Source organism: Breoghania corrubedonensis (assembly GCF_003053845.1).
Taxonomy (GTDB): domain Bacteria; phylum Pseudomonadota; class Alphaproteobacteria; order Rhizobiales; family Stappiaceae; genus Breoghania; species Breoghania corrubedonensis.
The window spans coordinates 186,672-197,870 of sequence record NZ_QAYG01000008.1 but is presented as its reverse complement, the minus strand read 5'-3'; the positions used below and the strand labels follow the sequence as shown (position 1 = coordinate 197,870).

The following is an 11,199-nucleotide window of genomic DNA, read 5'->3' as shown; positions in this document are numbered from 1 at the left end:
GTCGCCAAGACCAGTTATTTCGCTCTTCTAAGATACTGCCTGTCCGAACAAAGGTCGCAGTTTCGGGACGATATCGATAACTGCGTTAAGCCGCTGCAATATCGCACTGCGGTAGATGATGAGATGATGGAGACAGGTAGATGGCTACCGGCACCGTGAAATTCTTCAACACCACCAAGGGCTATGGCTTCATTTCGCCGGACGCTGGCGGCAAGGACGTTTTCGTCCACATTTCCGCGGTGGAACGCGCTGGTCTGCATGGCCTTGCCGAAAACCAGAAGGTCGAGTTCGAGCTCGAGACGGGCCGTGACGGCCGCACCTCGGCCGGCGCACTGCGCGCGCTCGACTAATCGAGCCGACGGCATACAAGTTTCGAAGCCCGCCGGGTTCGCCCGGCGGGCTTTTTCGTATGCGGCTCACGCTGGTGCGGGACCGGGCCTTGGAAACAGCCCCCGCTCAGTCCAGTGCGACCAGCGGTTCGTCCTTGGTACGGCGGATGGTCAGCGCGGTGCGCACGCTGTCGACATTCGCCGCCGCCGTCAGATCGGAAATGATGAAGTTCTGGAAGGTCTGGAGGTCGGGCGCCACGCACTTCAGCAGAAAATCCACCTCGCCCGACAGCATGTAGGCCTCGCGGACAAGCGGCCAGTTGCGCGTGGCACGCTCGAAGGCCTGGAGATCGCCCTCCGCCTGGGAGTGCAAACCCACCATCGCGAAGGCGGTAACGTCGAGCCCGAGCTGCTTTTCGTCGACGAGCGTGCGATAGCCGCGGATAATGCCGGCTTCCTCCAGCGCGCGCACCCGGCGCAGGCATGGCGGGGCGGAGATGCCGACGCGTCGCGCCAGTTCCACGTTGGTCATGCGGCCATCCTCCTGAAGTTCCTTCAGGATCTTCCAGTCGATCGCGTCCAGTCGAGCTTTCACGCTTGAACCCCCGATTGCGTCATTGGGCGGCTCGTGCCACGACGAACCAACTCCAATGCGTCACAATGCATGTGCACGGATGTATGCTTTTTTGCGCAGATTTGTAACCATATAACAATATCGCGCACGATTCGGAAAGAATATGAGAGGTTGTCCCCCGTGCCGGCCCCTGTGACAGAAAGCAGCGCGCACCTGGAGATCAGGTCCGCCTGGGTGCTGAGCGACGGAAAGGCCGGCGACGAGAACCAGTGCGCCGCGGTTGCCGAGGCGCTTGGCTGTACCTTCGAGAAACGGCACGTCGCCCCCCGCGCGCCCTTCGTCTGGGCGATGCCATGGGGACCTATCGATCCGCGCGAAAGACCGTCACGCCCGCAAAGCCCGATCCGCCCGCCCTATCCCGATCTCGTCATCGCCTCCGGACGGCGCACCGTCCCCTATCTCAGATACGTCTCGCGCGCCTCCGGCGGCGCGACCATGACGGCCTTCCTGAAGGACCCGCTGACGGGCGCAACGACAGCGGATTTCATCTGGGTCCCCGCGCACGACAGGTTGCGCGGCGACAACGTTCTTGCCACCCCCACCCCGCCGCACCGGTTTTCCAAGGTTCAGCTTAGCCGCCTGCGCGTCATGCCACCGGCTGATGTCGCGCATCTGGCCTCGCCGCGCGTTGCCGTTCTGATCGGCGGAGACAGCCGTCATCACCGCTTCACCGCCTATGACGTCGAGGCGCTCGGCCACAGACTGGAGCATCTGGCGGAGACATCCCACCTGATGGTTACCCTGTCGCGCCGAACGCCGGAACTTCTTGCAGACAGGATCGCCGGTGTTGTGAAGATCGGCGGGCCTCACCTTCTTTGGGACGGAACGGGCGAAAATCCGCTGGCCGCCTATCTGGCATGCGCCGATGCGGTGGTGGTGACGGCCGATTCAACCAACATGGTTGGGGAAGCGGCTGCGACCGGTCGCCCCGTCCTTGTTTACGAGCCAAGCGGCGGTCACGAGAAAATCCGCAAGTTTCTTGATAATATGTCGGCATTAGGGGTTACCCGCCCCTTTGCCGGTCGGCTTGAAACCTATAGGTACGAGCCACTAGATTCCACACCTGTCATTGCAGAGGCGATCCGCGCCCTGTGGCAGGCCCGACATGCCGGAAAGTCCGGCAAAAGCTGAGACCCTTACAGACCGGACGATGCCCATGACCGCTCAACACTCCAAGCTTCTCATCATCGGTTCCGGTCCCGCCGGCTACACGGCCGCGATCTACGCCGCGCGCGCCATGGTGGAACCGACGCTGATCGCGGGCCTTCAGCCCGGCGGCCAGCTTACCATCACCACCGAAGTGGAGAACTACCCGGGCTTCGCCGATCCCATCCAGGGCCCCTGGCTGATGGAGCAGATGCAGAAGCAGGCGGAAAACGTCGGCACCAAGATCGTCTGGGATCTGATCGTCGAAGCCGACCTCACCGCCACGCCGAAGCGTCTCGTCGCCGACAGCGGTACGGTCTACACGGCTGACGCGGTCATCATCGCCACCGGCGCCCAGGCGAAATGGCTGGGACTGCCCTCCGAACAGACCTACATGGGCGCCGGCGTCTCGGCCTGCGCCACCTGCGACGGCTTCTTCTACCGCGGCCGCAAGGTGATCGTGGTCGGTGGCGGCAATTCGGCCGTCGAGGAAGCGCTCTACCTCGCCAACATCGCCGAGGAAGTGACCGTGGTGCACCGCCGCGACGAATTCCGCGCGGAAAAGATCCTGCAGCAGCGCCTCTTCGCCCACCCGAAGATCACGGTCGTATGGAATCACGCGCTCGACGAGATCATCGGCGGCGGAACGCCGCCCGCCGTCACGGGCGCGCGCTTGAAGAGCACCAGGACCGGTGAGACCATGGAGCTTTCCGCCGACGGCGTCTTCATCGCCATCGGCCACGCCCCGGCAATCGACCTCTTCAAGGACCAGATCAAACTGAAGCCGACGGGCTATATCTGGACGGAAGGCGACAGCACCAAGACCTCCCTTCCCGGCGTCTTCGCCGCCGGCGACGTCACCGACGAAATCTACCGCCAGGCGGTCACGGCCGCCGGCATGGGCTGCATGGCCGCACTCGAAGCGGAAAAATATCTGGCAGAATTGGAAGTGACCGCGGAAGAAGCGGCCGAATAGTCGGACGTCGCAGCGCACAGCGAGCGAGCGCCCCCTTGCGAAGATCCAATCTGCCTCGAGGATCACACACCCCGGGGCAGGCTGCGTTGGCGGGCGTTGCTCTCCCCTGCCGATGCAGGGGGACGGAATGCGCCTGAAGAGGAACTGAAAATGGACTGGGACAAACTGCGGATCTTTCACGCCGCGGCGCAAGCAGGCAGCTTCACCCATGCGGGCGACATGCTGCACATGAGCCAGTCGGCGGTCTCCCGCCAGGTTTCAGCCCTTGAACAGGAACTGCACGTCTCGCTGTTCCACCGCCACGCCCGCGGCCTGCTGCTGACCGAACAGGGCGAGATGCTCTACCGCACCGCCCAGGACGTGCTGCGCAAGCTGGAAGCCGTCCAGTCGCGCCTGACCGACACCAAGGGCAAACCGTCGGGCCTGCTGCGCATCACGACGACGGTGGGCCTCGGCTCCACCTGGCTCACCTCCCGGCTCAACGATTTCGTCGATCTTTATCCCGACGTGCATCTCGAGCTTCTGCTCACCGACGACGAACTCGATCTCTCCATGCGCGAGGCCGACGTCGCCATCCGCCTGCGCCAGCCGGTACAGCCGGACCTGATCCAGCGCAAGCTCTTCACGGTCCATTTCCATCTCTACGCCTCGCCCACCTATCTCAAACGCTTCGGCAGCCCGGTCACCGAGCGCGACCTGGAAAACCACCGTCTGATCAGTTTCGGGGAGAAGGCGCCGCTTTATCTGCGCGACATGAACTGGCTGGAAACCGCCGGCATGCCCGAAGGCCAGAGGCGGCGCGCGGCACTCAGGGTAAACAACGTCGTGGCGATCAAGCGCGCCGTTCAGCGCGGCATCGGCATCGCCCTTCTGCCGGACTATCTGATCGATACCGATTCGGGTCTGGTGCAGCTCATAGCGGGCGCGGACGTGCCGAGCTTCGACACCTATTTCGTCTATCCATCCGAATTGAAGAACACCGCGCGCATTACCGCGTTCCGCGACTTCCTTCTTTCCAACGCCGAACACTGGACTTACTGAGGGGCGCCCGCCGCTCTGCAACCAACGTGGCACGGTGATGACATTGCCATGCAGCCTGCGCATATCAGAATTGCACCGTTGATAGTTGTTTGTGCAGCCTGTGCCGCGCATATAGGCAGTGTCTGATGGTTCTGGGCCGTCGCAACCTCCTCCCTGCGACGCGCCGATTTCAGCCATCTGTTCCCTCTGGAAGGTGAATGTCCACGAGTTTCTCGTGGTCAGAACTGCCGGGCTCTTCGCGAGCCCGGCTTCTTTTTTTTAAAGCCCCTTTCCAGACCGCGTTGGCGCCATTTCCTGTCCGGCCGCCTTCCCTCCAGCACACACGACAACCTGAACACGGGAGCCGTTGGCGGCTCCGACAACCCGTTGCCCGGATTATGGATTTTTTCCATATCCTGGAAAATGCCTGCAAGTATTGCCGCAAGGCGGTTTTCCCGCACAGGCGCATTGCGGGGCCCGGGCAAAAGCAAGCCTTTCCAAAGGCACGCCGCACCTTCGGGGAGATCCCCTCGCGCGCAACGACTGCCGCCCCGGCGAGGGCGCACCGAAGCCCTTCGCGCTCCGAACCGTCGGCAAACGCGGCATTGGCGCCATTACGGCCACTATTTGATCTTGGTACAGAAATTAGGCAGATGCGACGGATCCAGCCATGCACCGGACGTATGACTTGGCCGCCTCTTACCGGTAGAGCGGCTCGTTCTCCATCCCCTTGTAGAGCCCCGCCACCTCCTGCGCGTACCCGTTGAAGAGCTGTGTCGGGACGCGCTCGTCGGTGCCCAGGATCCGTTCGCTCGCCTGGCTCCAGCGCGGATGCGGCACCTGCGGATTCACATTCGCCCAGAAACCGTATTCATCCGGCCCCACGGACTGCCAGAAGCTGGTCGGCCGTTCGGCCGTGAACGTGAAGCGCCGGATCGACTTGATCGACTTGAAACCGTATTTCCACGGAAGCGCCAGCCTGAGCGGCGCGCCGAACTGCTTCGCCAGCGGCTTGCCATAGGCGCCGGTGACGAGAAAGGCCAAATCGTTCGTCGCCTCCGCGATCGTCACCCCTTCCGTGTAGGGCCAGGGATACCAGGTCTGCCGCTGGCCCGAAGCGACGTCGGGATCGAGGAACGTCTCCATTCGCAGATAGGTCGCCTCCGCCTTCGGCTGCGCGATGCGAACGAGATCGGCGAGCGGAAAACCGGTCCAGGGAATGGCCATCGACCACGCCTCCACGCACCGGTGCCGATAAAGCCGCTCCTCCAGCGCAACCTTTGCGAAAAGATCGTCGATGCCGAGCGTCATCTCCTTGTCGACGAGTCCGTCGATGCGGATTTCCCATGGCCTGATCTTCAGCGCCTGCGCCGCCTGAAAGATGCGCTTGTGCGAGCCGAACTCGTAGAAATTGTTGTAGGTGGAGTTGATCTCCTCGGGCGTGATCTCTCGCCCCGGCTTGAAGGCCTCGTTGCGCCTTGCCGGATAGAGCGACGCGCTCGGATCGGTTTCCGCGCGCGCGCCGTGCGGCAGAAAACCGACCGCCGCGCCGGCGATCAGCCCGGCCCCGGCGAGAAAACGACGACGGTCGAGAAAGACGGCCTCCGGCGTTGCCTGATCGTGGGGAATCTCCCAGCGCCGGCGCTTGATGATGTTCATGGCCCGATACTCCTCGCATTCGCTTCCAAAGCCGTAGACCTGCGGCCCCGGCCGTTCAAATCACCAGCCGTTCAAAGAAATGCGAGGATGGCGGAAACGGGCGGGCGGACCGTCCGTTTCGCGATTTCCGGAGTGCGGGCGACGAGCGCGCCCGCTGGAGGCCGTCAGGCCGCCTGCCGGCCGTGATGCTGGAGAACCTGATCCGCGAGCTTGCCCGTCAGCTCCGACAGATGGTCGAACCGGGAGATGAAGGTGCCAACGCCGGCCGTGGCCGAGCGCATCTCGATGATCAGATCCTGGATCTCGGCGGCTGGCATCGTCGCCTTGACCTGATCCCAGCCGAGCCAGTCGGGGCGCGCATCGAAGCCCAGAATCTGCCCGCGCCGACTGGATACGATGGCGTTGATCTTCGCCGTCGCCTCGCTCGGACAGAAGAGCGTCACATCCATGATCGGCTCCAGCAGCACCGGCTTGCAGGCCTCCATGCCCTCGCGCATGCCCACCTGCGCCGCCGCCTTGAAGGCCTGATCGGAGCTGTCCACGCTGTGGTAGGAGCCGTCGGTCAGTGTCACCGCGATATCGACGATGGGGAAACCCAGCGGTCCCTCGCGCAGATAGTCCTTCACGCCGGCCTCCACCGAGGGGATATACTGCTTGGGCACCACGCCGCCGGTGATGGTTGAGGTAAAGACGATCCCCTCGCCGCGTGGCACAGGCGCTATGGTGAGCACCACGTCGCCGAACTGGCCATGCCCGCCCGACTGCTTCTTGTGCCGGCCGCGCACGCTGGTGGTCGTGCGGATCGTCTCCTTGTAGGGCACGTGCGGATGTCCGGTCTCAACCGGGATGCCGTATTTGCCCGTCAGCCGCTCCAGCGCGACGCGCAGGTGCATCTCGCCCTGCCCGCGAAGCAGCGTCTCGGCCGTATCCTGCACCTGTTCGAAGATCAGCGAGGGATCCTCCTCCAGGATGCGCGTCAGCGCCGCCGAAAGCTTGACCTCGTCCTTGCGGTCACCGGCCCGGACCGCATAGGCCATCACCGGTTCCGGCGGCTCAAGCGTCACCAGATTGCTTGCAGGCGGCGCATCCACCCTCAGCGTGTCACCGGTCTGCGCCGTTTCCAGCTTGCCGAGAACCACCGTCTCTCCGCGCCCGGCCGGCCCGCGCTTGCTCGTCTGGGTGCCGATGACCTTCAACACGCCCGACACCCGGCTTTCCGAACCGTCCGCGCGCATCAGCACCGATGCGTCTGCGACCGTTCCCTCCAGCACCCGCACAACCGACAGCTTGCCCGCATGCGGCGTGTGGAAGGTCTTGAGAACCTGCACCACCGAGCCTGTGCCTTCGTCCAGCCCAAGACGTTCGCAGGTCCGCCCGACCGCGGGCGCCTCGTGGCGAAGCGCCTTCATCAGCCGCGCGATGCCGTTGCCATGCTCGGCCGATCCCAGGAACACGGGGCAGATCTGGCCCTCGCGCGTTTCCTTGACGAGGTCGGTGAAGACATGGTCGGCGTCGGGCTGGATATCCTCCAGCAGCTGCTCCATCAGCGCATCGTCGTAGTCGGCGACGGCCTCCAGCATTTCGAAGCGCGCCTCCAGCTCACGCTCGCGCTCTGCAGAGGGGAAATCGATCACCTCGCTAGGCGCCTGTTCCTGGTAGATGTGGGCGCGCTCGAGCGCGAGATCGATGAACCCGGCAATCCGCCCGTCCTTGCGGATCGGGATCTGGCGCAGCACCAGCGGTACGGCGGAGGCCGGCTGCAGCATCGTCAGGATATCGTGGACGCGGCCGTCGACCTTGTCGATCTTGTTGAGGAACACGAGATGTGGCACGCCGCGTTCCTCCAGCTGCTTCAGGATGAGCTGGAGTGCGGGCACCTTCTTCTCGTCGGCTTCCGCTACCACGATGGCGGCATCGACGCCGGCAAGCACGCCCTGCGTCTCGAACAGAAACTCGACCGATCCGGGGCAGTCGATGAATGTGTAGTCGTCGCCCATGAAGCTCGTCTCGGCGATATTCGCCTCCACGCTCATCGCGTGGGCGCGTGCCTCCGGCGAGGCATCACCGACCGTATTCCCCTGAGAGACGGTTCCCTGTCGATGGATGGCCCCCGTGCGCGCCAGGATTGCTTCCAGAAGCGAGGTCTTGCCGCTTGCGAACGGACCGACCAGCGCAATGCACCGGGGCCCGGCTACTCTGCCGTTGGCATCTCCCATGGTGGTCTCTCCTTCTCGTTCTCGGGTGCGAGACGTGCGACGGACGCTGCGGAGAGCTCATGTCCCGAATTGATCGCTCCCTATTTGTTCGTTAGCGTCCGTCCTCCGCGATAGGGCTAACCGGCTGCCTTCGGCTCCGGCCCGAAACCATCGTCTCAGGCACGCATTCGATGCGCAAGGGAATCCGATGTCGCGGCGCAATACGCGCAAGGGTTTTCCAAACCGCGGCTTTTCCCGTTTACGGGAAAGTGCTAACGCTGGATCGAAATATTCCAGACCCCGAATGTGGCCGAGGGAGGAAACATCCCCCAGGTTCCAGCGGCACTCGGCCCGGCTTTCGGGTTTTCACCAAGCAACGGAGCATTTCGTGATGAAGACGGAAACTGTCAGCGGCGTCGAACTGCAGGTCCTCACCCCCGAAGAGGTGAAGGAGCGCCTCGATCGCGACGAAATCGTTCTGATCGACGTGCGCACGCCGGCCGAATACTCCTTCGAGCACATTGCCGGTGCGATGCTGTTCCCAATGTCGTCGTTCGATCCGGGCAAGCTGCCGGTGCAGACCGGCAAGCCGATCGTCTTCCACTGCGGCTCCGGCATCCGCTCCAAGGCCATCGCCGACCGTTGCGCGCAGGCCGGAATCGCGCCGCTGGCCCATATGGGAGGCGGTTTCAACGCCTGGAAGGCCGACAAGCTACCCTATTCCGCCATCGACCCGGCCACCGGTGCCGTGGTTTCGAGATAGGCGCTGCCGGCAGCCGCTCATTCTCCCAGACGACAAAAAAGGCAGGGCGATGACCGCCCGGCCTCGTTGCGGTATCGTATTGTGTCCCGCGATGGAACCGCCCCCTAATAGACGCACCCTCCAGGAACCGGAACCGAGCCGGGAGGGCAGACAAACCCAGCCGGTTCAGGCTCGTTCTTTTCCTGCAGACGGTCGAGCGCCTGGCCGAGGGCCCGCAGCCCCAGATCGCCCGGATCATCCTCGCGGTGACGACGGATCAGCTATTCGGTCTCGCCGCCAAGATAGAACCGTACGCCGCCCATCACGCTCCATGCATCGTTCTCGCCGACCAGACCGTCGGCAAACAGGCTGGAATTCGGCGCGAAGGCAAGGTCGGGCTGCCATTCCGCACCCATTGAGGCGAAATTGTCGCCGGTGACATTGAGGTAGCCGGCATAAAGGCGCAGATCATCGATCGGATAGAAGGCCGCCGTGACGGCGCCGAAGAGGTCGGTATCGCCATAGCCGTAGTCGACGCCCGCAAGCCCCTCCAGAGACAGGCGCCCGCCACGATGCCCAGGTTGACATCGCGATCGCCGTCGAAGCCCGAATAGGAAGCATAGACACCCAGAAGACCGGCGGACGGATCACGCCAGAACGCATGGGCGCCGACGCCGTAGCTGGCATCGCCATCGGTGGACCCGACCGAACCATCGAGCTTGAAGGCCGAAGGAATGGCCGAGCAGCATCACGAAGGAACCGGAGATCGTCGCGGTCCCGGTATCGTTGACGGCGCCGAAGCTGGTGGCGATCTTGCCGTTCACGCCGGAGACGGCAGGCGCCCCGGACAGGGAAAGTCCAGGCGCCCCCAAATCAGCGGCGCCAGCGGAACCGGCAAAAGCGGACGTTGCGACACCACAAAGGGCTGTGGCGAAAAGAAAACGTCGACACGCAGACATAAATCGAGCCTCTCACTTCATGTGCCCGATCCCATGTCACGCGAGACAGTCGATTCAAATGATGATGTGACTTCAAACACCGCAAAGTACGAATGCGTGGCGAAATTGCAAACAAGCCACGGGACTCATTGAGGCCTGCGGGGAGACGCTTTATGCCCCCCCTTAATTCAGCGAGCGCAGCTCCAGTTCGGTGATCCCGGCAGCGAGATTGAGGCCAATCTGGCTCTTCAGGCTCATCGGTTGCAGCACGATGGAGTGATCGCCTCCGCCGATGAGCGCATTGGCCCCAATGCCGACGCCGAGCGTCGCCTCGGCAGAGATACCCACATAATCGCCCGCAAGCACACCTGATTCTGCATCTCCCGGTTCCGGGCTCGTCCTGGCCCCGCTCCCGGTCGCGGACTGTCCCTCGGTCTTGGCGAACACGAGCCAGCGTATCACGCCGCCCTCCGTCTTGCCGAGATCGAGGCCAACCCGGCGAATCTGTCCGAAATAGACATCCGGCGGCTGGTCCCCGTCGCGCTGAAAGGTGCAGGAAAGGTCCTTCGCCGATTGCAGGACACCGTCATCGCCACTCTTGATGGCACAGTCGAGCAGCCCGATCTTGACCTTTCCGTTCTCTGCCCCGTTTCCGGCCTTGGCTCCCGCCTGGGCTCCGTCCTCATCGGCCATGACCGCTCCGGCGGGAAAGACCAGCAGGCCCGCGAGAAACAGGATGGCAGCCCTCTTCGATGACATCACGACACCTCTTGCATATCCGCAGCGCGTATCGACCAGCTCGACCCGATCCGACCGCACTCCGCTCCCGTCCCGTGTCCCGCCATTTCCGGCCGTGCCCTTGTGATAAAAGCCGGACATGGAACACCCGCTTCCACGCAAAGCGGGCCTGGAAGCGGGTTACCTTACATCACGCAGACGCGGCGCATACCCTGAAGGACACGCCAAAGGTCACGACTGACCTTCGGGTTTCGGGCCGAAGCTCGGGTCGATGCGCTCAGTTCGTTGCGGTCAGCTTCAGCTGGGCGATGCCTGCCGCAACGTTGAGGCCGTTCTGTACCTGAACGGAAACCGGGTTGAGCGTGATGGACTTGTCGAGGCCGCCGACCAGCGCGTTGGCGCCGACACCGCCCCCTACGGTCGCTTCCGCAGAAAGACCGACATAATCGCCTTCAAGCGCGCCGGATTTCATGTCCGCCGATGGTGCGAGCACGCCCCAGGCAATCTTGCTGACGCCGGTCTCTCCGACATCAATGCCGTATTTGGTGATACGGCCGACATAGGTTTCCTTCGTGCCCTTGACCGGGTTGTAGACGCAGGTCATTTCCTTGGAAGAACCGAAGATGAAACCCGACCCGCCCGCGACGGTGCAGTTCAGCACGCCGACCTTGATGCCGGGATCATCCGCGGCCATGGCCGGCATGGCAGCAAGCGTACCGGCGACGGCGGCCGTGGCGAAAAGCGTGGTGATGTATCTGGTCATCGAAATCCCTCTTGAGTGTCGAGGTCCCGCCGATTGCGTCGGGACCCGGCCGAAGCCTG

Annotated in this window: 11 protein-coding genes; 5 read left to right on the top strand and 6 right to left on the bottom strand. The window is 63.5% G+C overall.

Annotation, left to right across the window (positions count from 1 at the left end; genetic code table 11):
* The first annotated feature begins 140 nt into the window (after positions 1 to 140).
* Positions 141 to 350 (top strand): cold-shock protein, encoded by a 210-nt coding sequence (locus tag C8N35_RS18435; protein ID WP_107991189.1) that lies wholly within the window; start codon positions 141 to 143, stop codon positions 348 to 350.
* 106 nt (positions 351 to 456) lie between these two features.
* Here the strand turns inward: C8N35_RS18435 and C8N35_RS18430 are convergent, their stop codons facing one another.
* Positions 457 to 924 carry an Lrp/AsnC family transcriptional regulator gene (locus C8N35_RS18430; RefSeq protein WP_107991188.1) on the bottom strand — a complete coding sequence of 156 codons (468 nt, stop codon included), beginning with the start codon at positions 922 to 924 and terminating at the stop codon, positions 457 to 459.
* Positions 925 to 1,095: 171 nt separating this feature from the next.
* Between C8N35_RS18430 and C8N35_RS18425 the strand changes: the two genes are divergently transcribed.
* The 3 genes from C8N35_RS18425 (at position 1,096) to C8N35_RS18415 (ending at position 4,126) form a co-directional block, all read left to right on the top strand.
* Positions 1,096 to 2,094: a mitochondrial fission ELM1 family protein gene (locus C8N35_RS18425; protein WP_245926855.1), complete on the top strand. Its 999-nt coding sequence runs from the start codon at positions 1,096 to 1,098 to the stop codon at positions 2,092 to 2,094.
* A gap of 25 nt (positions 2,095 to 2,119) precedes the next feature.
* Positions 2,120 to 3,085 (top strand): thioredoxin-disulfide reductase, encoded by a 966-nt coding sequence (gene trxB, locus C8N35_RS18420; RefSeq protein ID WP_107991236.1) that lies wholly within the window; start codon positions 2,120 to 2,122, stop codon positions 3,083 to 3,085.
* Between the two features lie 150 nt (positions 3,086 to 3,235).
* Positions 3,236 to 4,126: a LysR family transcriptional regulator gene (locus C8N35_RS18415; protein WP_107991186.1), complete on the top strand. Its 891-nt coding sequence runs from the start codon at positions 3,236 to 3,238 to the stop codon at positions 4,124 to 4,126.
* 678 nt (positions 4,127 to 4,804) lie between these two features.
* Here C8N35_RS18415 and msrP read toward each other — a convergent pair.
* Positions 4,805 to 5,764, bottom strand: coding sequence for a protein-methionine-sulfoxide reductase catalytic subunit MsrP (gene msrP / locus C8N35_RS18410; protein ID WP_107991185.1), 960 nt, complete (start codon positions 5,762 to 5,764; stop codon positions 4,805 to 4,807).
* Between the two features lie 164 nt (positions 5,765 to 5,928).
* Positions 5,929 to 7,980 (bottom strand): elongation factor G, encoded by a 2,052-nt coding sequence (locus C8N35_RS18405; protein ID WP_107991184.1) that lies wholly within the window; start codon positions 7,978 to 7,980, stop codon positions 5,929 to 5,931.
* Between the two features lie 370 nt (positions 7,981 to 8,350).
* On the opposite strand from C8N35_RS18405, the gene C8N35_RS18400 reads away from it, so the two are divergent.
* On the top strand, positions 8,351 to 8,722 hold the full coding sequence (locus C8N35_RS18400) for a rhodanese-like domain-containing protein (RefSeq protein ID WP_107991183.1): 372 nt from the start codon (positions 8,351 to 8,353) through the stop codon (positions 8,720 to 8,722).
* 260 nt (positions 8,723 to 8,982) lie between these two features.
* Here C8N35_RS18400 and C8N35_RS24405 read toward each other — a convergent pair whose 3' ends face one another.
* The 3 genes from C8N35_RS24405 to C8N35_RS18390 form a co-directional block, all read right to left on the bottom strand.
* Complete coding sequence (locus C8N35_RS24405) at positions 8,983 to 9,117, bottom strand: hypothetical protein (protein WP_281261781.1); 135 nt, start codon at positions 9,115 to 9,117, stop codon at positions 8,983 to 8,985.
* A 705-nt stretch (positions 9,118 to 9,822) separates the two neighbouring features.
* Positions 9,823 to 10,398: a DUF992 domain-containing protein gene (locus tag C8N35_RS18395; RefSeq protein ID WP_170122161.1), complete on the bottom strand. Its 576-nt coding sequence runs from the start codon at positions 10,396 to 10,398 to the stop codon at positions 9,823 to 9,825.
* Positions 10,399 to 10,654: 256 nt separating this feature from the next.
* Complete coding sequence (locus C8N35_RS18390) at positions 10,655 to 11,140, bottom strand: DUF992 domain-containing protein (protein ID WP_107991181.1); 486 nt, start codon at positions 11,138 to 11,140, stop codon at positions 10,655 to 10,657.
* Between the last annotated feature and the right edge of the window lie 59 nt (positions 11,141 to 11,199).

Bases quoted from the DNA above. Each gene is read 5' to 3' on its own strand.
- C8N35_RS18435 (WP_107991189.1), top strand. From the start codon at position 141: ATGGCTACCGGCACCGTGAAATTCTTCAACACCACCAAGGGCTATGGC.
- trxB (WP_107991236.1), top strand. From the start codon at position 2,120: ATGACCGCTCAACACTCCAAGCTTCTCATCATCGGTTCCGGTCCCGCC.
- C8N35_RS18415 (WP_107991186.1), top strand. From the start codon at position 3,236: ATGGACTGGGACAAACTGCGGATCTTTCACGCCGCGGCGCAAGCAGGC.
- msrP (WP_107991185.1), bottom strand. From the start codon at position 5,764: ATGAACATCATCAAGCGCCGGCGCTGGGAGATTCCCCACGATCAGGCA.
- C8N35_RS18405 (WP_107991184.1), bottom strand. From the start codon at position 7,980: ATGGGAGATGCCAACGGCAGAGTAGCCGGGCCCCGGTGCATTGCGCTG.
- C8N35_RS18400 (WP_107991183.1), top strand. From the start codon at position 8,351: ATGAAGACGGAAACTGTCAGCGGCGTCGAACTGCAGGTCCTCACCCCC.
- C8N35_RS24405 (WP_281261781.1), bottom strand. From the start codon at position 9,117: ATGGGTGCGGAATGGCAGCCCGACCTTGCCTTCGCGCCGAATTCCAGC.
- C8N35_RS18395 (WP_170122161.1), bottom strand. From the start codon at position 10,398: ATGTCATCGAAGAGGGCTGCCATCCTGTTTCTCGCGGGCCTGCTGGTC.
- C8N35_RS18390 (WP_107991181.1), bottom strand. From the start codon at position 11,140: ATGACCAGATACATCACCACGCTTTTCGCCACGGCCGCCGTCGCCGGT.